Here is a 21,352-nt window from a genome sequence, read left to right on the forward strand (position 1 = left end):
ACGCTCCACTCATCCTACGAAGATGCCGACCCAGTCACCTGTTCCAGCGCCTTCGCGACCGCGCGCAGATCCAGCCAGGTCATCTTCTTGTAGGACGGCGAGCGCAGCAGATAGGCCGGATGGAACGTCGCGATCGCGCGGATGCTGCGCGTTCCGGTGTCGTAGTCAGACCATTTGCCCCGGCTGCGCATGATGCCTTCGCGGGTCGACAGCAGCGTCTGCGTCGAGGGATTGCCCAGCGTCACCAGCACGTCGGGGTTCACCAGCTCGATCTGGCGCTGAATAAACGGCAGGCAGATTTGCGTCTCCTGCGGCGTCGGCGTGCGGTTGCCGGGTGGCCGCCACGGAATCACGTTGGCGATATAGGCTGTGCTGCGGTCGAGCCCGATCGCCGCGATCATGCGGTCGAGCAGTTTTCCGGAGCGCCCGACAAACGGCAGGCCCTCGATGTCCTCGTCGCGGCCCGGCGCTTCGCCGACGAACATCACGCGCGCTTGCGGATTGCCGTCGGCGAACACCAGTCTGGTCGCGGTGTGCTTCAGCGCGCAGCCGTCGAAGCCCTCCATCAGCGCGCGCAACGCCTCGAGCGTCGGCGCGGTGCGCGCGGCCTCGCGCGCGGAGGCAATCGCGGCCTCGGGCGCGACGGTGATTTCGCTCCGCGGAACAGACGCCATCGGCGTCGGCATCGGGCGCAGCGGATTCGGCGGCGCCACCATCGGGCGCGGCGCCGCGGCGGGTGGAACTGCGTCCGGCTCTTCCAGCCGGTTGATCGGCGTGTCGCCGAGCGCGCAATCGACCCCGGCCTCGAGGTAAAAGGCCAGCAATTGCTGCAACGTAGGTGCGGGTTCGGGCGTCAGGGCCATGATGCAAGCTATTTAGGACGGATTGGGCGCGCGCGAAACGTCCAGAAGCGCAATTCCATGGTTGTTCTTCAGACAAAAATCGGAAACAACGACCCCTAGAAAACTTAGAAGTGTTCTCAACGGGCTGAGACCAGATCATGAGTGAAGACCTCCCTCCGCGCGAGTCCATGGAATTCGACGTCGTCATCGTCGGCGCCGGCCCGTCGGGCCTGTCGGCCGCGATCCGGCTCAAGCAGCTCAATCCCGAGCTCTCGATCGTGGTGGTGGAAAAGGGGTCTGAAGTCGGCGCGCACATCCTCTCCGGCGCGGTGATCGATCCGGTGTCGCTCGACAAATTGATCCCGGATTGGCGCGAGGATGCTGATTGCCCGCTGAAGACGCAGGTCAAGGACGACCGCTTCTACTGGACGACGGCGGCAGGCGCGATCAAGCTGCCGAACTTCATCATGCCGCCGCTGATGGACAATCATCACTGCTATATCGGCTCGCTCGGCAATGTCTGCCGCTGGCTGGCACCGAAGGCGGAAGCGCTCGGCGTCGAGATCTATCCGGGCTTCGCTGCGGCCGAAGTGCTCTATGACGACAAGGGCGCGGTGCGGGGCATCGCGACCGGCGACATGGGCATCGCCAAGGACGGCACCCATAAGGATTCCTACACCCGCGGCATGGAGCTCGTCGGCAAGTACACGCTGTTCGCCGAAGGTGCGCGCGGCTCGCTCTCCAAGCAATTGATCGCCAAGTACCAGCTCGACGCCAACAGCCAGCCGCCGAAGTTCGGCATCGGCTTGAAGGAGGTCTGGGAGATCGATCCTTCAAAGCACCAGAAAGGCCTGGTCCAGCATAATCTGGGCTGGCCGCTGAACAACAAGACGGGCGGCGGCTCGTTCCTCTATCACTACGACGACAACAAGGTGGCGGTCGGCTTCGTCGTGCATCTCAATTACGATGATCCGTATCTGTCGCCGTTCGATGAATTCCAGCGCTTCAAGACCCACCCTTCGATCCGCGGCGTGTTCGAGGGCGGCAAGCGTCTGGCCTATGGCGCGCGCGCCATTACCGAAGGCGGCTATCAGTCGGTGCCGCGGCTCTCATTTCCGGGCGGCGCGCTGGTCGGTTGTGCGGCCGGCTTCGTCAACGTTCCCCGCATCAAGGGCGTGCACAACGCGATGGGGTCGGGCATGCTGGCCGCCGAACACGTCGCAGCAGCCCTCGGCGCCGGCCGTGCCAACGACGAATTGGTCGATTACGAGAACGCCTGGCGCTCGTCCGCAATCGGCAAGGATTTGTACCTGGTTCGCAATGCCAAACCGATGCTGTCGAAGTTCGGCACCATGCTCGGAATGGCATTCTCTGGCTTCGATATGTGGACCAACACGCTGTTTGGCATCTCGGTGTTCGGAACGCTGTCGCATGCCAAGCCCGACCGCAAAACGCTCGATCCGGCCAAGCTGCACCAGCCGATCATCTATCCGAAGCCGGACGGCAAGATCTCGTTCGACAAGCTGTCGTCGGTGTTCATGTCCAACACCAATCACGAGGAGGACCAGCCGGTCCATCTCAAGGTCGCCGACATGAACCTGCAGAAGACGTCGGAGCATGAAGTGTTCGCCGGTCCCTCCAACCGCTATTGCCCGGCCGGCGTCTATGAATGGGTCGAGGAGGGCGCGGCCCCGCGCTTCCAGATCAACGCCCAGAATTGCGTCCACTGCAAAACCTGCGACGTGAAGGACCCCAACGGCAACATCACCTGGGTTCCCCCGGAAGGCGGCGGCGGCCCGAACTACGAGGCGATGTAACAGGGTGGACCGACCACGGTTGCCCCGTTGTGTGGCCACCGTCACGTTTCCAAACGCTATTGTGCTGACACCGGCCACGATACCGCCACAGTACCAGCGTTTTCCGGTAGCGCTGGCTGGATCGGCGGGCCTAAAGGCTTAATCTGCCAATCGATTCGTCACGCGTATCCTTGCGGTTGAGCGCCAAAAGCGGCATTGTCGCTGGCTGTGATGCCGCCGCTTGGGTTCGCATTTGAGACTGATCGCAAGATCTCGTCAGAAGGATCTTCTTGTCAGAAGAATCTTGGCCGTAAATCCCTGGAGCAAGGCGACTGTGATGCTGTCCACCCGTTTCAACCGCCTGACGATTGCCCTTCTTGCCGCCGCCGCGCTTGTCGTGCCGGCGCAGCTGTCGGCGCAAACACCCGATCATCCCACCGACAATTCAGCGCAATTCCCGAACCGGAATGACCTGAAGTCGCTGACCACAGCGGGCAGTTATCTCGCCGCCCGCCACGCCAGCGTTGAGCGCGACGCGACCTCGGCTGCGGCGTTTTACCGCTCGGCGCTGCGCACCGATCCGAAGAATTCCGAGTTGCTCGACCGCGCCTTCATCTCCTCGCTCGCCGATGGCGACATCGACGAGGCCGTCAAGCTCGCCGACCGCATCCTGACCCTGGACAAGGCCAACCGCGTCGCGCGCCTCGTCGTCGGCGTGCGCGATCTTAAGACCAAGAAATACGCAAGTGCGCAGTCCAACATCAACCAGTCGGTCCGCGGCCCGATCACCGATCTGGTGGCGACGCTGCTGTCGGCCTGGGCGAGCTATGGCGCGGGCGACAGCAAGGGCGCGGTCGCCGGCATCGACAAGCTGACCGGGCCGGACTGGTACCCGATCTTCAAGGATCTGCACGCCGGCATGATCCTCGAGCTCGCCGGCAAGGACAAGGACGCCGGCACCCGCTTCGAGCGCGCCTACAAGCTCGACGATTCGATGCTGCGCACGGTCGACGAATATGCCCGCTGGTCGTCGCGTAACAAGGACGCGGCGGCCGCCACCGCGCTCTATGAGGCCTTCGACAAGAAGCTGCCGCGCCATCCGCTGGTGCTGGAAGGCATCAAGGAGGCCAAGGCCGGCAAGAAACTGCCGCCGCTGGTCGAGAGCCCGCAGGCCGGCGCGGCCGAAGCACTCTACGGCATCGGCGCGACGCTGACCCGGCGCGGCGGCGAGGACCTTGCGCTGGTCTATTTGCAGCTTGCGCTCTATCTGCAGCCCAACCATCCGCTGGCGCTGCTCTCGCTTGCCGATCTCTATGAATCGGTGAAGAAGCCGGCGATGGCGATCAAGGTCTATGAGCGGATGCCGGCGTCCTCGCCGCTGAAGCGCAATGCGCAGATCCAGCTCGCGACCAATCTCGACGCCGCCGACCGCAGCGACGAGGCGATCAAGATCCTGAAGGACGTCACCGCAGACTCGCCAAAGGACGTCGAGGCCATCATGGCGCTCGGCAATGTCGAACGCGGCCGCAAGAAGTTCGCCGATTGTGTCGGCACCTATTCGCAGGCGATCGACGCGCTGCCGGAGGGCGGCGACAAGAACGCCTGGGTCACCTACTACTACCGCGGCATCTGCGAGGAGCGTTCCAAGCAGTGGAAAAAGGCCGAGGCCGACATGCGCAAGGCGCTCGACATGCAGCCCGAGCAGCCGCATGTGCTGAACTATCTCGGCTATTCCTGGATCGACCAGGGCATCAACCTCGACGAAGGCATGAAGATGATCAAGCGTGCCGTCGATCAGCGCCCTGACGACGGCTACATCGTGGATTCCCTTGGTTGGGCTTACTATCGCATCGGCAATTACGACGAGGCGGTGAAGAACCTCGAGCGCGCGATCGACCTGAAGCCGGAAGATCCGACCATCAACGACCATCTTGGCGACGCCTATTGGCGCATCGGCCGCACGCTGGAAGCCAAGTTCCAGTGGGCGCATGCCCGCGACCTCAAGCCCGAGCCGGAAGAGCTGCCGAAGATCCAGGCCAAGATCGACAACGGCCTGCCCGATGATGCCTCCTCGTCCGCCGCCTCCGCCGACAAGAAGAAGGACGACGACGGCAAGGGCGGCTAGGGCTTGCTCCGTCATTCCGGGATGGTCCGAAGGACCAGACCCGGAATCTCGAGATTCCGGGTTCGCCCTACGGGCGCCCCGGAACGACGTAGCAATCACGGAATATCTGCCAAACAAAGAGATAGGATCGTGGTGCGATTTACGCTAATCGCATCGCGATCTCGTTTTTTAGGGGTATTTCGCCGTGCCGGCGCTTGTTGAAGAGGGACGTGCCAAGGTCAACCTGACGCTGAAGGTGATCGGGCGGCGCGTCGATGGATTTCATGATCTGGAAAGCGTTGTCGCGTTCGCCGACTGCGCCGATCGGCTCACGCTGGAGCCGGGCTCCCGGCTTGCGCTGACGATGGAGGGTCCGCTGGCGGAGGCCTGCGGCGACACGTCCGACAATCTGGTGCTCAAGGCCGCGCGGCTGCTCGGCGAGCGCGTCGCGGACCTCAAGGTCGGCCACTTCACGCTGGAGAAGGTGCTGCCGGTTGCAGCCGGCATCGGCGGCGGCTCGGCGGATGCCGCAGCGGCGCTGCGGCTGCTGGCGCGGCTCAACGAGCTCGCGCTCGACGACAAGCGCATCATGGAGGTCGCGTTGCAGACCGGCGCCGATGTGCCGGTGTGTGTCGCCTCGCATGCCTGCGACATGTCCGGCGTCGGCGAGAGCCTGCTGTCGCTCGACCTGCCGAAACTGCCCTGCGTGCTGGTCAATCCGCGCGTGCCGGTCGCAACCAAGGACGTCTTCAACGCGCTCGGCCTGCGCCACGGCGAGCTCCTGGTCGGCGCCACCGACATCATGATGCAGGCGCCGTCCTGGCCCGATGCGAGCTGCGCGATCGACGACTGGATCGAAGCGCTGACGCGCGGCAGCAACGATCTCGAGAGCCCCGCCGCGCGCATCGAGCCCGTGATCAGCGAGGTGCTGGCAGCGCTGCGCGACGCCAAGGGCGTGCGGCTTGTACGCATGTCGGGCTCCGGCGCGACATGTTTTGCGGTGTTCGCCGATGACACCGCCGCCCAGGCCGCCGGCGAAAAGCTGCGCAACGCGCACCCCGGCTGGTGGGTGCATGCGGGTACGCTGAGCTGAGCTCTGCCTCCGCAGGAGCGCACTGCCAAAATATCGAAAACAACCCCATGCAAAGTAGCCGGCGGCTGCCGGCGCTCGACACGACAACTTGACATGTCGGGCAACTCAGCGGTATTATTCCATTATTCCGAAATCGCGCAGCGCCCAGATGGAGGGCGGAACGAAGAGCAAAGCTCGGGCGATTCACGTCGCGAGAATGCGAATGTGCGACCCCATCCACGGTGTCATCGCCCGCGAAAGCGGGCGACCCAGTACGCCGCGGCCTCTCGGCTCAAGCACTGCTGTCTCTGGAATACTGGATCACCCGCATGCGCGGGTGATGACACCGAACTTGCCTCTGCGGCTTAATGCGACCGTGCCAGACAGAACGCCACCACCTCTTGCAGCGCCGTCTTCATCGGCGAGGGCGGGAACAGTGCCAGCGCGTCGACCGCCATGGCGCCGTAGTGATGGGCGCGGCTGATGGTGTCTTCGAGGGCGCGGTGCTTGGTCATCAGCCCGATGGCGTGGTCGAGATCGCTGGCGCCGATCTCGCCGCGCTCCAGCGCGCGGACCCAGAACTTGCGCTCGGTGTCGTTGCCGCGGCGGAATGCCAGCACCACCGGCAGCGTGATCTTGCCCTCGCGGAAATCGTCGCCGACATTCTTGCCGAGCTTGGCGGACTTGCCGCCATAGTCGAGCACGTCGTCGACCAGCTGGAAGGCGATGCCGAGATTCATGCCGACCGAGCGGCAGGCGGTCTGCTCCGCCTTGGGCCGGTTGGCGATGACAGGACCGACCTCGCAAGCCGCGGCGAACAGCTCGGCGGTCTTGCCTCTGATCACGGCGAGATATTCGTCTTCGGTGGTCGCGGTGTTCTTGGCCGCGGCCAACTGCATCACCTCGCCCTCGGCGATGGTGGCGGCGGCAGCCGAGAGGATATCGAGCGCGCGCAGCGAGCCGACCTCAACCATCATCCGGAACGCCTGGCCGAGCAGGAAGTCGCCGACCAGCACGCTGGCCTCATTGCCCCACAGCATCCGCGCCGACAATTTGCCGCGGCGCAGCTCGCTCTCGTCGACCACGTCGTCATGCAAGAGCGTCGCGGTGTGCATGAATTCAACCGCGGCGGCGAGCTTGATATGGCCGTCGCCGGAATAGTCAGACAATTGGGCCATCGCCAGGGTGAGCATCGGGCGCAGCCGCTTGCCTCCGGAGGAGATCAAATGGTTGGCGACCTCGGGGATCATGGTGACCTCCGAGCCGGTGCGCGACAGGATGGCCGCGTTGACGCGCTCCATGTCGGCGGCGACAAGTCCCACCAGCCCCTCGATCGAAGCATTGGACGGGCTTTCGAAGGGTACAATAACCGCCACGCTGGTCTCCAATTTTGCCGAATTCGCACTATCCTCAGCTATAACAATAGAAACTGCGCAGTGAAGCGGCAAGGCCACGAAGTTGTTGACATGTGTCGCAGGGGCCGCACAGCCGGGGCCAGAGGAGAGCTCAATTTGCGGGAATTGGTTCGAACCAACGACATCGTGCTGGTCTCCGCCGTCGGCGCGCTGCTTGATGGCGCCAACATCCATCACCTGGTGCTTGACCAGAACATGAGCATCATCGAGGGCTCGCTCGGCGTGCTGCCGCGGCGGATCCTGGTCCATGAGGATGACAATGACGAGGCGCGCCAGCTCCTGACCGATGCCGGGCTCGGCCACGAATTGCGGGCCGATGATTAGAGCGTTCTCAAGCGAAGTGGACCCCGGTTCGCGTGAAGAAAACGCGTCAAAAAAGGAGTCTCCTGCCCCTGATGTCACCGAGGACGGATTCCTCGGCGGGCAATTGACGTTGCGGCAGCCGCGGACGGGCCATCGCGCCGGTCATGACGCGATCCTGCTGGCGGCAGCGACGCCGGCACGATCGGGCGATCGCGTCGTTGACCTCGGTTCCGGCGTCGGCGCGGCCGGGCTCGCGGTGGCCCGCCGCGTGGCCGGGATCGATCTCGCGCTGGTCGAGATCGACCCGACATTGGCGGCGCTCGCGCGCGGCAATGCCGCCGCCAATGCGCTTTCCGCCGACGTGATCGTGCTCGACGTCGAGGCCACAGCGTCAGCGTTCGCCGCTGCCGGCCTCGTGCCTGACAGCGCCGATGTCGTGCTGATGAACCCGCCGTTCAACGATCCGGCCAGGCATCGTGCATCGCCGGACGTTGTGCGCGAGCGCGCCCATGTTGCAACCGCGACGACGCTCGCGAGTTGGGTTCATGTGGCGCGGCGGATGCTCAAATCGAACGGGCGGCTTGCGATGATCTGGCGGGCCGACGGTATAGCCGAGGTGCTGGCTGCGCTCGACCGCGGTTTCGGCAGCGTCGAGATCCTGCCGGTTCACGCCGATGTGACGGCAGCGGCGATCCGGATCCTGGTTCGCGCCACCAAAGGCGGACGAGCGCCGACGCAGCTGCATGCCGCACTGCTGCTCAATGATGAGTCAGGGGTGCCTAATAAATGGGTGCAGGAGATATTAGCTGGGAACGGAGACTTGCCGCTGTCACGGCCGTAACGGGCGGCTTCGCTGCCCGTGTCGTCATCGGGATGGAGTTACTGCGGAGCCGTTTCCGACTGCCGCTCCGGCGTTGACGTGAAGTGGACCGCCGCAAGGAGTGTACTGATCAGCAAAATCAGCAGATAGATTTTCATGTCGTTCTCTCCGCAGCGCGTTTCATCCCCAACGACGAAACAGCAAAACGCGTTCCACCCATTGCAATGACACTGGCGTGATAAAAAGTGGTTAATTCGAGGTAACTGAATGAGTGAACAAATAAGTGATCGCGCGCGACGTCCGGGACTGCTCGAGCGGATCCAGGGTTTCCTTCCGGCCCGGCTGCGTCGCGGCGTGGCTGTTGTGCCGGTGGTGCGTCTGTCAGGCGTGATCGGCGCGGTGACGCCGCTGCGGCCGGGCATGTCGCTGTCAGGTGTCGCCAAGTTGCTGGAGCGCGCCTTTGGCACCAGGAATGCCAAGGCGGTCGCACTGGTGATCAACTCGCCGGGCGGCTCGCCGGTGCAGTCGCGGCAGATCTATCTGCGCATCCGTCAACTGGCTGCCGAGCAGAAGCTGCCGGTGCTGGTGTTCGTCGAGGACGTCGCGGCCTCCGGCGGCTACATGATCGCCTGCGCGGGCGACGAGATTTATTGCGACCCGTCCTCGATCCTGGGCTCGATCGGCGTGGTCGGCGGCGGCTTCGGCTTCCAGGAGGCGATCAAGAAAATTGGTGTCGAGCGGCGGCTCTATACGGCAGGCGCCCACAAAGCGACGCTCGATCCGTTCCTCCCGGAAAACCCTGATGATGTCGAACGACTGAAGGCGATCCAGCGCGAGATCCACGCGATCTTCATCGCGCTGGTGAAGCAGAGCCGCGGCGGGCGACTGAAGGGCGCCGACGATTTGCTGTTCACCGGCGAATATTGGGCTGGCGAGACCTCGGTCGGTCTCGGGCTGGCCGACGGGATCGGCGACATCAGATCGACGCTGCGCGCCCGCTATGGCGAGAAGGTGTCGACACCGGTGATCGCGCCCGCCAGCGGCATGCTGTCAGGGCTGCTTGGCCGGCGGTCGCCGGGGGCCGGGTCGATGGCGCTGCTGGACGGGATCGGCGGCTTGCCCGACGACATGATCTCGGCGCTGGAAACCCGGGCGATTTGGGCCAAATTCGGGTTCTGACACGTGGTTGTGAGCGCGCCATTTAGCCCCAAAAGCGAGATTGCGGCGCAGGGCCGGTTGGGCAAGAATGGCTGTTATTGGGGGCCTGACCGACGTGAACGACAAGGATCGACTGATGCCGCCGCTGATTGCATTTGCGGGCGCCCTGGGTGGCCTGGCCGTGGTCCGCTGGGCGTACAGAACTGCCGTCCGGATCAACCAGGAACTCGAGGAGGCGCGCCTCTCCCGGGTGGCCGAAACCGCCCGCACAGGTGAAGTCAAAACCCTGCGCCGCGACCCCGTGACCGGAGCCTATCGGCCGGGCTAGGGCCCTGTTCCCCCTCGCCCCGCTCTTACGGGGGCGAGACGAGCGAAGCTCGCTCTGAGAGGGCTGGGGTGAGGGGCTGCCTCCGCAGACTCGACAGACGCGAGTTCGCGGAGAGTCCCCCTCACCCGAAATCCGCGCAACGCGCGGATTTCGACCTCTCCCCGCAAGCGGGGCGAGGTTAAGGCAGGCCGAACCCATCCCCATCGCCTTGATTCCATTGGCCGCCGCCGATACGGTCCCGCGCGCTTCACACCCCCCTGCGAGACGTGTAGAGACGATGGACGCCCTGCCTGACCACATGCGCCCGGAACGCTCGTTCCAGGGCTTCATCCTGGCCCTCCAGCGGTTCTGGGCGGAGCAGGGTTGCGTCATCCTGCAGCCCTACGACATGGAAATGGGCGCCGGCACCTTCCATCCCGCGACCACCCTGCGCGCGCTCGGCCCCAAGCCCTGGAACGCGGCCTATGTGCAGCCGTCGCGGCGGCCGAAGGACGGCCGCTACGGCGAAAATCCCAACCGGATGCAGCACTACTACCAGTTCCAGGTGATCATGAAGCCGTCGCCGCCGAACCTTCAGGACCTCTATTTGAAGTCGCTGGCCGCGATCGGCATCGATGCCAGCGTCCACGACATCCGCTTCGTCGAGGACGACTGGGAGAGCCCGACACTCGGCGCCTGGGGTTTGGGGTGGGAATGCTGGTGCGACGGCATGGAAGTCTCGCAGTTCACCTATTTTCAGCAGGTCGCCGGCGTCGAATGCGCGCCGGTCGCGGGCGAACTCACCTACGGGCTCGAGCGTCTCGCGATGTATGTGCAGGGCGTCGACCGCGTCTACGACCTCAATTTCAATGGCCGCGAGGGCGACGCGAAGGTCACCTATGGCGACGTGTTCCTGCAGGCCGAGCAGGAATATTCGCGGCACAATTTCGAGTATGCCGACACCACGATGCTGTTCGAGCAATTCAGGATGGCCGAGGAGGCCTGCCGCAAATATCTCGCCGCCGGCTGGCGCGAGAGCAGCAACCAGAAAGAACATCTGATGGCCTTGCCGGCCTATGACCAGTGCATCAAGGCGAGCCACGTCTTCAACCTCCTGGATGCGCGCGGCGTGATCTCGGTGACCGAACGTCAAAGCTACATCGGGCGCGTGCGCGATCTCGCAAAAGCCTGTGGCGATGCGTGGGTCCACACCGAAGCGGGCAGGGCGGTCTGATGCCCGAACTCCTCCTCGAACTGTTTTCCGAAGAAATCCCCGCCCGCATGCAGGCGAAGGCGGCGGACGATCTGCGCCGCATGGTGACCGACAAGCTCGTCGCCGAGGGCCTGGTCTATGAAGGCGCGAAAGCGTTCGCGACCCCACGTCGCCTCACGCTGACCGTGCACGGCATTCCCGCGCGCCAGCCCGATCTGAAGGAAGAGCGCCGCGGTCCGCGCGTCGGCGGCGCCGAGCCCGCGATCCAGGGATTTTTGAAGGCCACCGGCCTGTCCTCGATCAGCGAAGCAAAAATCCAGACCGATCCGAAGAAGGGCGACTTCTACATCGCGCTGATCGAGAAGCCCGGCCGCCCCGCGATCGACGTGATCGCGGAGATGCTGCCGGTGATCATCCGCACCTTCCCGTGGCCGAAATCGATGCGCTGGGGCGCGCGTTCGGCGAAATCAGGCTCGCTGTCCTGGGTGCGCCCGCTGCACGCGATCACCGCGACCTTCGGGCTCGAAACCGAAGACCCCGATATCGTGAAATTCTCCGTCGACGGCATCGAAGCCGGGCAGACCACCTACGGCCACCGGTTCATGGCCCCGGCTGCAATCTCGGTGCGGCGCTTCGAGGACTACGAGGCCAAGCTGAAGGCCGCAAAAGTCATCCTCGATCCGCAGGCGCGCAAGGACATCATCCTCGCCGACGCCAAGGAGCTGGCGTTCGCGCAAGGCCTTGAACTGGTTGAGGACCAGGTGCTGCTCGACGAGGTCTCCGGCCTCGTCGAATGGCCCGTCGTCATGATGGGCTCGTTCGAGAAGGAGTATCTCGCGATCCCCGACGAGGTGATCCGCGCCACCATCCGCAACAACCAGAAGTGCTTTGTGGTCAAGGATCCCAAGACCGGGAAACTGACCAACAAGTTCGTGCTGACGGCCAATCTCGAGGCCAGCGACGGCGGCAAAACCATCGTCGCCGGCAACGAACGCGTGATCCGCCCGCGGTTGAGCGATGCGAAGTTCTTCTATGAGACCGACCTGAAGACGAAGCTCGAGGCCCGGCTGCCGAAGTTCGAGCAGATCGTGTTTCATGAGAAACTGGGCACGCAGGCGGAACGGATTGAGCGGATCGAAAGCTTAGCGGAGGCGATCGCGCCGCTGGTCGGCGCTGACGTTGAAAAGACGAAGCGCGCCGCGCGCCTTGCGAAAGCGGATCTGCTGACCGAAGTCGTTGGCGAATTCCCCGAACTGCAAGGCTTGATGGGCAAGTATTACGCGCTTGCGCAGGGCGAGGATGCATCCGTCGCTGCTGCTAGTGAAGAGCACTGGAAGCCGCAGGGACCGACGGATCGCGTGCCGACTGATCCGGTAAGCGTGGCGGTGGCGCTCGCAGACAAGATCGATACTCTGGTTGGGTTCTGGGCGATCGACGAGAAGCCGACGGGATCGAGGGACCCGTATGCGCTAAGACGAGCGGCGCTCGGCGTGATCCGGCTAATCCTAGAAAATGGTTTACGAGTAAATTTATCGCGCACTCTTTCGATGGCCTTCTTCCCTCACGGTTCGGCCTTGGAAAATGGAGCTTGGGCAGGCAGAGATTATGTAAATTACCTAGTGGAAAAGCACCTGACTCATGAGCAGCGAGCTAACGAAAACATCGAGTCGTTATGGGAACACGGTTGGGCTCCTGACGCGATCCGTGCCGAGGGAAATGACATCGCTGAGCAACTGCTCGCTTTCTTCGCCGATCGCCTGAAAGTCCAGCTCCGCGACCAGGGCGCGCGTCACGATCTCGTCGATGCTGTGTTCTCGCTCGGCGGCCAGGACGATCTTCTACTTGTCGTCCGCCGCGTCGATGCGCTCGGCAAATTCCTCGACACAGACGACGGCAAGAACCTGCTTGCCGGAACAAAGCGCGCGAGCAACATCCTTTCGATCGAGGAGAAGAAGGACAAGCGGACCTTTGATGGCGCTCCTGACGCCGCGCTATACAAGCTCGACGAGGAGCATGCGTTGGCGAAGGCGATCAAGCTCGCAAGAATAGGCGCATCTTACGGCATCAAAGCCGAAGATTTCGAGAACGCGATGGGCCATTTGGCGACGCTTCGTCCCGCGGTCGATGCGTTCTTCGACAAGGTCAAGGTCAATGACGATGATCCGCAAGTGCGCGAAAACCGCCTGAAATTGCTCAACGAGATCCGGGCCGCGACGCGCGCGGTTGCGGATTTCTCTAAAATCGAAGGCTGACGATGGACCGCGCAACGCTCGCCGCTTACGACAAGGAGGCGGCGGCGTTTGCGCAGGACTGGCACGACCAGCCGACGCCGGTCGACTTGCAAGAGATCGTCACGCGTTTCTTCATCAAGGGCGGCGCCACCGCCGATATCGGCTGCGGCAGCGGCCGCGAGGTGGCGTGGCTGAACGCCAACGGCTATCCGGCCGAAGGTTTTGATGCTTCCGAGGGCCTGCTCACGGAGGCCCGTTCGCGCTATCCGCAAGCCCGCTTCACTCATGCGGAGCTGCCGGAGCTCCGCGGCATCGCGTCCAACAGCTTCGACAATGTGCTGTGCGAGACCGTGATCATGCATCTCGATCACGCGCTGATCGCGCCGGCGGTTCGCCGCATGTTTGATATCGTGAAGCCCGGCGGCGTCTTCTATCTGAGCTGGCGCGTCATCGAGGGTGCCGATCTGCGCGATGCGCACGGCCGGCTCTATGCGGCCTTCGATGCGACGCAGGTGCGGGCTGAACTCACGGCGGCGACGTTGTTGCTTGATGAGGAATTGGTCAGCGTGTCCTCCGGCAAGACGGTTCACCGGCTGGTGGCACGCAAGAGCGGCGGGAGGCTGGCATGACAAGGGTTGCGACATGCGCCTGCGGGCAGCTCTCGGTGACCTGCCACCAGGAGCCGGCGAAGATTGCGCTGTGCCATTGTCTGGAGTGTCAAAAGCGAACCGGGAGCACCTACGGTATCGCCGCCTTCTTTGGCCGCGCCGATGTGGAGCCGCAGGGCGAGGCACGGCAGTACACGCGCATCGGCGACAGCGGGTCTGCGGTGGTGTTTCATTTCTGCCCGACTTGCGGATCGTCGGTCTATTGGGAGCCTGGTCGCGCGCCCGACCTCGTCGCCGTTGCGGTCGGCGCTTTCGCGGACCCCGGTTTTCCGGCCCCCTCGCAATCGGTCTTCACGCAACGCCGCCACGCCTGGGTCGTGGACAAATGAAAGGCCCGTTCTAAGAATTATATCATTTTGGAAATATTTGGAAACAATTTGCAATTTGTTAACCATGTCCTGCGACGGTCCCGCCAGATCAACGATTTCTTAAGAGATCGTGCCTCGCGCAAATGCAGGGACCACTCCGATGACGTCCATCGGCACCGCGCTCAATCCTTACGCCCAGTACGGCTCGGCCTATGCCCGTGCCGCGGCGACACCCTCGCTGGCCGCGACGCTGGGCGACGGCACCGCCGGCGATCTCTCGGCATCCAGCGCGGCGACCAATCGGACACTGTCCGATGCCGCCCGTGCCCGGCTCGCCAAGGCGCCGCTGCCCGACTTCGCGACTGTTACGGGCGATGCCCGCACCACGCTCGATCGGCTCTACACCGCGGCCGGCGTCAAGGCACCGATCGTCGATGGCAAGACCGCCATCGACCTCTCGACATTGGACCGCCGCTCGCTGTTTGCGATCTCGACCAACAATGGCGGCAAGTTTACGCCCGACGAGCAGGCGGTCGCGGCGGGCGCATTGAAGCAGCGCTTCGATACGGCGCTGGCGCCATCGCTTGCGACCACGCGCCTGACCGGGGACTACAGCGTCAGCTACAAGGCGGCGCTCGACTATCTCGATGGCGCGAGCGACCAAGAGAAAGCGACCGCGACCTGGCCAACCAGCGTGCCGCGGTGCTCAAAGGCACTCAGGCGACGCAGCAGGATCCGACCAAGGCGCCGTCGGGCATTTCGGGCGATCCGATCGCACCCGCGTTGACGGGCACAACGAGCTCCACGACAGGCAGCACCCGCGACTTCAGCAGCGTGGCGAGCGACGTGCGCGCCTTCCTCGACCGGCAGAAGAGCGAAGCCACGAGCAACGGCAAGGAACTGGTCTACGATTCCGGGCGCAAGACCGGGCAGCTCGCCGATCTGTCCTCGCTCGACAACCGGTCGCTCTCGGCGATCTCGCTGAACCAGGACAGGAAGTTCTCCGGCGAGGAGATCTATGCGGCCAAGCAGGAACTCAATACGCGGACGCGCCTGTCGGTGCTCGACGCGCTGAAGCAGAGCCAGTCCGCCGGCGATCCGCGCCAGTTCAGCCTCGGCATCCTCAAGCAGTACAATTCGATGAGCACGGAAGAACGGCAGGCAACCAACTGGACACCGGATTTCCAGGACGCCGCTATTCAAGAGCTACAAGTCGACCTCGACGCTGCTCTCGATCCTCAAATCGTAAGCTGGCGTGGGCGCAAAATCCTTCGCCGTAGAATAGAAAAGCCCCGCCCGGAGGGGATGCCGGGCGGGGCTTTCTGGTCCGGTCGATCTTCGCGCATCTTCGCTTCCGCGGCGCCCGGACTCATCGTTCAAGTGATCGCGGGGCTATTCGACCACCTGAACAATCCGACGCGAGCGCGGCTCGACCAGCACGGTCGCGCCGTTCACAACGGTGTAGCGATAAGGCGTCGCGCCGAACCGCTGCGGCACGTCGTAGGTCATTACACCGGCCTCCGGCAGCACGTTGCCGACAACGACGCGATCCGGAATGGTGTAGGTGGGCACGCGCTCGCGCACGATGTATTCGCGGAACGCCGGACGCTGCTCGACCGTGATGCCTTCGCTCTCGTCAACCACGACCGGACCGCCGCGCGCGACGCCGACCGTTTGCGCCTGTGCGGCAATGGCGGGCATAGTGATAGCGGCGGCAACCGCTGCGACGGCAAGGATTCTGTTTCGCATGGCTTGCTCCATTTTCTTCACACTGCAAGACTTCCTTCACACTGGAAGACGCCGGCATTCGCCAGCACGCATGCCGAGCCAATTCATCCGATCTGGCAACGTTCCGGAAAAATCATCGCCACATACGCGGCAATTTCGTGCAAATTTCGTGAGCGAGGGAACCTGTTGGCGCGACACGCGTCTTGATGTCGGAACTTCCTCGGCGGATAAACTGCCGCCCTCGATTCGAATGTCCTGTCGAACGTCCTGAAAACAGCCGGAGAAATTTCAAATGGTCATCACCGCTGCGCATGTGCCCGCTATCGTTGCCCTGATCGCAGGCATCCTGATCCTGGTCATGCCGCGGCTGCTCAATTTCATCGTCGCGATCTATCTGATCTTCATCGGATTGGTCGGAATGGGCTTGTTGCGGTGGCTGCACATGTAGCGGGAAAGCGGGGTTTCGCGGCTTGCGCGGGACCCCTCAAAATGGTGTAAGCGCGCATCTTCGACCCCTCTTTACGGATTGTTGTCTGACATGGCCAAAGCCGTCGCGAAGTCCAAGAAAACTGTCGAGAAAAGTCCCCAGAAAATGGCAGCGAAATCAAAGGCCTCTGCGTCAGCCCGCAAGGCTGCGCCGCCGGCCCGCAAGGCGCTGAAGAAGAGTGCTCCCAAGGCCGCGCCGAAGCCCGCCAAGCCGGTTGCGAAGCCCGTCGCGAAGGCACCGGTCGCCAAGGCTGCGCCTGCAGTAACCAAGGCTGCGCCTGCAGCAATCAAGGCAGGCAAGTGGGTCTATACGTTCGGCGACGGTAAAGCTGAGGGCCAGGCTGGCTTGCGCGATCTGCTCGGCGGCAAGGGCGCCAACCTCGCGGAGATGGCCAATCTCGGTCTGCCGGTGCCTCCCGGCTTCACCATCCCGACCTCGGTCTGCACCTATTTCTACGAGCACGACAAGACCTATCCGAAGGAATTGAAGGCGCAGGTTGAGAAGGCGCTCGACTATGTCGGCAAGCTGGCCGGCAAGTCGTTCGGCGATGCCAAGAACCCGCTGCTGGTCTCGGTGCGTTCCGGCGGGCGCGCCTCGATGCCGGGCATGATGGACACCGTGCTCAACCTTGGCCTCAACGACCGGACGGTCGAAGCGCTCGCCGAACTCTCCGGCGACCGCCGCTTCGCCTTTGACAGTTATCGCCGCTTCATCACGATGTATTCGGACGTGGTGCTCGGCTTCGAGCATCATCACTTCGAGGACATCCTCGACACCTTCAAGGACGGCCAGGGCTATACGCTCGATACCGATTTGACCGGCGACGATTGGGTCGAGCTGGTCGGCAAGTACAAGGAAGCGGTCGCGAAGGAGACCGGCCACGACTTCCCGCAGGATCCGCACGACCAGTTGTGGGGCGCGATTGGCGCGGTGTTTTCATCCTGGATGAACGCGCGCGCGGTGACCTACCGCAGGCTGCACGACATTCCGGAATCCTGGGGCACCGCCGTCAACGTGCAGGCGATGGTGTTCGGCAACATGGGCGAGACCTCGGCGACCGGCGTTGCGTTCACGCGCAATCCCTCGACCGGCGAGAGCAAGCTCTACGGCGAGTTCCTGATCAACGCGCAGGGCGAGGACGTCGTTGCCGGCATCCGCACGCCGCAGGACATTACCGAAGAGGCGCGCAAGGATAGTGGCTCCGACAAGCTGTCGATGGAAGCTGCGATGCCCGAGGCGTTCAACGAGCTGACGCGGATCTACACGCTGCTCGAGAAGCACTACCGCGACATGCAGGACATGGAGTTCACGGTCGAGCAGGGCAAGCTGTGGATGCTGCAGACCCGCGGCGGCAAGCGCACCGCGAAGGCGGCGTTGCGCATCGCGGTCGAACTCGCCAATGAAGGTCTGATCTCCAAGAATGATGCGGTAATGCGGATCGATCCGGCGTCGCTGGATCAACTGCTGCATCCGACCATCGATCCGGGCGCAAAACGCGACGTGATCGCGACCGGCCTGCCGGCATCGCCCGGCGCCGCCTCGGGCGAGATCGTGTTCTCGTCGGACGAAGCCGCCAAGTTGCAGGCCGACGGACGCAAGGTGATTCTGGTCCGCATCGAGACCAGTCCGGAAGACATTCACGGCATGCACGCCGCCGAAGGCATTCTGACCACGCGCGGCGGCATGACCTCGCATGCGGCGGTGGTCGCGCGCGGCATGGGCAAGCCCTGCGTCTCCGGCTGCGGCACCGTTCGCGTCGACTACGGCCGCGGCACCATGAGCATCGGTTCGCGTACCTTCAAGACCGGCGACGTCATCACGATCGACGGTTCGGTCGGGCAGGTGCTGGCCGGCCGCATGCCGATGATCGAGCCGGAATTGTCCGGCGAGTTCGGCACGCTGATGGGCTGGGCCGATCAAGTCCGCAAGCTCGGCGTTCGCGTCAACGGCGACACGCCCGATGATGCGCGCACCGCGGTCAAGTTCGGCGCCGAAGGCATCGGCCTCTGCCGCACCGAGCACATGTTCTTCGAGGAGACCCGCATCCGCACCGTGCGCGAGATGATCCTCTCCGAGGACGAGCAGTCGCGTCGCTCCGCGTTGTCCAAGCTGCTACCGATGCAGCGTGCCGACTTCGTCGAGCTGTTCGAGATCATGAAGGGGCTGCCGGTCACGATCCGTTTGCTCGATCCGCCGCTGCACGAGTTCCTGCCGCACACCCAGGCGGAAATCGAGGAAGTGGCGCGCGCGATGAACACCGATCCGCGCAAGCTCGCCGATCGCGCTCGCGAGCTGTCCGAGTTCAACCCGATGCTCGGCTTCCGCGGTTGTCGGCTGGCGATCGCCTATCCTGAAATCGCCGAAATGCAGTCGCGCGCGATCTTTGAAGCCGCGGTCGAAGCCGGCAAGCGCACCGGCAAGGCCGTCGGCCTCGAGGTGATGGTGCCGCTGATCGCGACCAAGGCCGAGTTCGACCTGGTCAAGGCCCGGATCGATGCGACCGCCAAGGCGGTGATGAAGGAGACCGGCGCCAAGCTGAGCTATCAGGTCGGCACCATGATCGAGCTGCCGCGCGCCTGCCTGTTGGCCGGCGAGATTGCGGAGACCGCGGAGTTCTTCTCGTTCGGCACGAACGATTTGACGCAAACCACTTACGGTATCAGCCGTGACGACGCGGCGAGCTTCCTCGGTACTTATGTGGCCAAGGGCATCCTCGCGATCGATCCGTTCATCTCGGTCGACCGCGACGGCGTCGGCGAGCTCGTGAAGATCGGCGTCACGCGCGGACGCAAGACGCGGCCGAACCTCAAGGTCGGCATCTGCGGCGAGCACGGCGGCGATCCGGCGTCGGTGGCGTTCTGCCACGAGGTCGGGCTCGACTACGTCTCCTGCTCACCGTATCGCGTGCCGATCGCACGCCTCGCGGCGGCGCAAGCTGCGCTCGGCAAGGCGGTCGCAAGCCAGGCGTAAGTGACGCGCAATCTTTAACGAAAATGGCCGGGACAATGTCCCGGCCATTTTTGCTTCCGCCACGCATATCGGTTGCGCCGCGCGATCGCGCAACACTTTCTTCATCACCTTCGTTGACCGGATATTTACCACTCCCGTCGTCCGCGCATTTACCAACACATTTGATGCAACGCGCAGAAAGACCGCGATCGCTTGCCTGTGGCGGGCGTGCAACGCCGATTAACCCCGCGGCAACCTAAACGCGTTAGCAACAAAAAAGGTCGAATTGCGCGGATGGACCGCATTCGACTGCATTCAGTAAGCGTTGCGTGAGCGTACGATGTTTGTGTTGCGTAACCAGCCGAAGAGCGCACGGCTTGCGCTCTTCGGTTTAGGTCTCAGCATCTTCGCGTTGATGCCGACCGAAATCGGATATCAGGATATCGCCTCACTGCTGGCCCGCCAGCCGGGCGTCGCGGAGCGCTGGCAGAAGCGTGTGTTCGCGTCCGCGGTCGGTTCCATCCAGGTCGCGACCTATAGCTTCGGCCATCCGATCGGAACGTCGTTGCCGGAGACCGCAACCTATCGTCTTGCAAGCCTCGACAATCAGGGCATCGATATCACGGGGGCCGTGACGCGCAATCCGATCGCGGCGCCGCCGCCGCGTTACCAGGCCTCGGATTTCCCCAAGGTTGACCGCACGTCGAAGGGCGATCGTCTCGTCGTCGCAAAGCCCGACGCGACGGAGCCCGCCGTGCCTGCAAACGCCGCGCCGTCGAACGAAGATCCCGCAACCTCCAATTCGTCCGTCAGGGGCATGAAGACTGCCGACAGCGCGCCGCTCGATCCCGAATTGCAGGAGGCGCTGCGCGCGCCGCCATTGCCGCAATATTCGGCGTCGCTGCCGCAGTACGATGTGTCGATGTCACTCGAGGCCGACCCGCTCGATGATCTGAAGGTTGCGCCAGCAGCGCCGGCATCCATCACCCACGCCACGCCGCCACACGACGCGTTCTCGTTCCAGACATCGAGCCTGTTCTTCGGTTCGTCGCTCGGCTCGCCCGTGAGTATGGAGCGCTGGCAGCCGGGCGAGGCGCCGACCATTGTTGCGCCGGCGGCGGTGCCGGATCCCGACATGAAGGTGATGGCCTCGCTGCCGGTCGATGCCGACGGCCCGGTCAAGGCTGGCGAGATGGGCGAGAGCATTGCGCCAAAGGGCGAGGTCAATGCCGACAACCAGCGCACCAAGACTCCGGCCGAGCGGCTCGGCCTGCTCGACGAGAAGTCGCGCGCCAAGTCGGAAAAATGCCTGGCCGAAGCGGTCTATTTCGAGGCTCGCGGCGAGGCGGTGCGCGGCCAGATCGCAGTCGCGCAAGTGGTGCTGAACCGCGCCTTCTCCGGCAAATATCCGGAGACCGTGTGCGGCGTGGTCTATCAGAACAAGAACCGTCATTACGCCTGTCAATTTACCTTCGCATGCGACAACACGCCCGACGTCATCCGCGAGCCCGACATGTGGGACCGCGCCAGGAAGATCGCGAAGGCGATGCTCGACGGTAAATTGTGGCTGCCGGAAGTCGACCGTTCGACCCACTATCACGCCTATTGGGTGCGGCCGTCTTGGGTCAGCGAAATGAAGAAGATGTACAAGTTCGGCGTCCATACCTTCTATCGTCCGCGCGCCTGGGGTGATGGCAGCGACGCGCCGAGCTGGGGCAACCCGGCTGAAACCGCCGCGATTTCGGCCCAGCTCGCCGAAGCCGCGCAAAGCTCGGCCGAGCAGGTCAGCGCGAAACGCTAGCTGCGCGTCGCCCGCCTGCCGGTTCCCTCGTTCTGCAGAGCTGCCCTGCAGGCGAAAATTCTTCTCAGCGCCCCTTGGGATTTTCATGCAGTTGCATTAACTCCCTGTAATGTTGCGCAGGCGTTTGCCCTGCGCTTGCCATTGCGGGGG

17 protein-coding genes and 1 pseudogene are annotated in these 21,352 nt (G+C 63.7%); 15 read left to right on the forward strand and 3 right to left on the reverse strand.

From position 1 onward, the window contains the following. Positions 1–14 precede the first annotated feature (14 nt). A complete protein-coding gene (locus UP10_RS22975; protein WP_044589568.1) occupies positions 15–857 on the reverse strand; it encodes a uracil-DNA glycosylase in 843 nt (280 codons plus the stop codon). 140 nt (positions 858–997) lie between these two features. Here UP10_RS22975 and UP10_RS22980 point away from each other — a divergent pair, with 140 nt between their 5' ends. From UP10_RS22980 to UP10_RS22990, 3 genes are all read left to right on the forward strand, one after another. Then, positions 998–2,659, forward strand: coding sequence for an electron transfer flavoprotein-ubiquinone oxidoreductase (locus tag UP10_RS22980; RefSeq protein WP_044589533.1), 1,662 nt, complete (start codon positions 998–1,000; stop codon positions 2,657–2,659). Between the two features lie 316 nt (positions 2,660–2,975). After that, a complete protein-coding gene (locus UP10_RS22985; RefSeq protein ID WP_044589534.1) occupies positions 2,976–4,763 on the forward strand; it encodes a tetratricopeptide repeat protein in 1,788 nt (595 codons plus the stop codon). Between the two features lie 184 nt (positions 4,764–4,947). Continuing rightward, entirely contained in the window at positions 4,948–5,835 is an 888-nt protein-coding gene (locus UP10_RS22990) for a 4-(cytidine 5'-diphospho)-2-C-methyl-D-erythritol kinase (protein ID WP_044589535.1), read from the forward strand. A 344-nt stretch (positions 5,836–6,179) separates the two neighbouring features. Here the strand turns inward: UP10_RS22990 and UP10_RS22995 are convergent, their stop codons facing one another. Next, positions 6,180–7,190, reverse strand: a complete 1,011-nt coding sequence (locus UP10_RS22995; protein WP_044589569.1) for a polyprenyl synthetase family protein — start codon at positions 7,188–7,190, stop codon at positions 6,180–6,182. Positions 7,191–7,325: 135 nt separating this feature from the next. Here UP10_RS22995 and UP10_RS23000 point away from each other — a divergent pair, with 135 nt between their 5' ends. From UP10_RS23000 to UP10_RS23040, 9 genes and pseudogenes are all read left to right on the forward strand, one after another. After that, complete coding sequence (locus UP10_RS23000; RefSeq protein WP_044589536.1) at positions 7,326–7,553, forward strand: putative signal transducing protein; 228 nt, start codon at positions 7,326–7,328, stop codon at positions 7,551–7,553. Beyond that, positions 7,546–8,373 carry a tRNA1(Val) (adenine(37)-N6)-methyltransferase gene (locus tag UP10_RS23005; RefSeq protein WP_082077224.1) on the forward strand — a complete coding sequence of 276 codons (828 nt, stop codon included), beginning with the start codon at positions 7,546–7,548 and terminating at the stop codon, positions 8,371–8,373. Before UP10_RS23000 ends, UP10_RS23005 begins: the two co-directional genes overlap by 8 nt. Positions 8,374–8,619: 246 nt before the next feature. Next, positions 8,620–9,531, forward strand: a complete 912-nt coding sequence (locus UP10_RS23010) for a S49 family peptidase (RefSeq protein WP_044589538.1) — start codon at positions 8,620–8,622, stop codon at positions 9,529–9,531. 115 nt (positions 9,532–9,646) lie between these two features. Next, entirely contained in the window at positions 9,647–9,838 is a 192-nt protein-coding gene (locus UP10_RS23015; protein WP_044589570.1) for a hypothetical protein, read from the forward strand. Between the two features lie 277 nt (positions 9,839–10,115). Further along, complete coding sequence (locus tag UP10_RS23020; RefSeq protein ID WP_044589539.1) at positions 10,116–11,051, forward strand: glycine--tRNA ligase subunit alpha; 936 nt, start codon at positions 10,116–10,118, stop codon at positions 11,049–11,051. Next, positions 11,051–13,282: a glycine--tRNA ligase subunit beta gene (gene glyS, locus UP10_RS23025; RefSeq protein ID WP_044589540.1), complete on the forward strand. Its 2,232-nt coding sequence runs from the start codon at positions 11,051–11,053 to the stop codon at positions 13,280–13,282. The genes UP10_RS23020 and glyS overlap by 1 nt, the downstream gene beginning before the upstream one ends. Positions 13,283–13,284: 2 nt before the next feature. After that, positions 13,285–13,890: a class I SAM-dependent methyltransferase gene (locus UP10_RS23030; RefSeq protein ID WP_044589541.1), complete on the forward strand. Its 606-nt coding sequence runs from the start codon at positions 13,285–13,287 to the stop codon at positions 13,888–13,890. After that, positions 13,887–14,258, forward strand: a complete 372-nt coding sequence (locus tag UP10_RS23035; protein ID WP_044589542.1) for a GFA family protein — start codon at positions 13,887–13,889, stop codon at positions 14,256–14,258. The genes UP10_RS23030 and UP10_RS23035 overlap by 4 nt, the downstream gene beginning before the upstream one ends. 139 nt (positions 14,259–14,397) lie before the next feature. Then, positions 14,398–15,486, forward strand: a pseudogene (locus tag UP10_RS23040) (hypothetical protein). A gap of 143 nt (positions 15,487–15,629) precedes the next feature. Here the strand turns inward: UP10_RS23040 and UP10_RS23045 are convergent. Beyond that, on the reverse strand, positions 15,630–15,986 hold the full coding sequence (locus UP10_RS23045) for a DUF1236 domain-containing protein (RefSeq protein ID WP_082077226.1): 357 nt from the start codon (positions 15,984–15,986) through the stop codon (positions 15,630–15,632). A gap of 271 nt (positions 15,987–16,257) precedes the next feature. Between UP10_RS23045 and UP10_RS43225 the strand changes: the two genes are divergently transcribed. The 3 genes from UP10_RS43225 to UP10_RS23055 all read left to right on the forward strand — a co-directional run bounded on the left by UP10_RS43225 (position 16,258) and on the right by UP10_RS23055 (position 21,202). Then, positions 16,258–16,413, forward strand: coding sequence for a DUF3096 domain-containing protein (locus tag UP10_RS43225; RefSeq protein WP_082077225.1), 156 nt, complete (start codon positions 16,258–16,260; stop codon positions 16,411–16,413). A 90-nt stretch (positions 16,414–16,503) separates the two neighbouring features. Further along, on the forward strand, positions 16,504–19,422 hold the full coding sequence (ppdK, locus tag UP10_RS23050) for a pyruvate, phosphate dikinase (RefSeq protein WP_044589544.1): 2,919 nt from the start codon (positions 16,504–16,506) through the stop codon (positions 19,420–19,422). Between the two features lie 319 nt (positions 19,423–19,741). Beyond that, the gene (locus UP10_RS23055; RefSeq protein ID WP_044589545.1) at positions 19,742–21,202 is read left to right on the forward strand and encodes a cell wall hydrolase; all 1,461 of its coding nucleotides are present in this window, start codon (positions 19,742–19,744) and stop codon (positions 21,200–21,202) included. Positions 21,203–21,352: the final 150 nt, after the last annotated feature.

It is taken from the genome of Bradyrhizobium sp. LTSPM299, from assembly GCF_000938235.1.
In the GTDB taxonomy this organism is placed as follows: domain Bacteria; phylum Pseudomonadota; class Alphaproteobacteria; order Rhizobiales; family Xanthobacteraceae; genus Bradyrhizobium.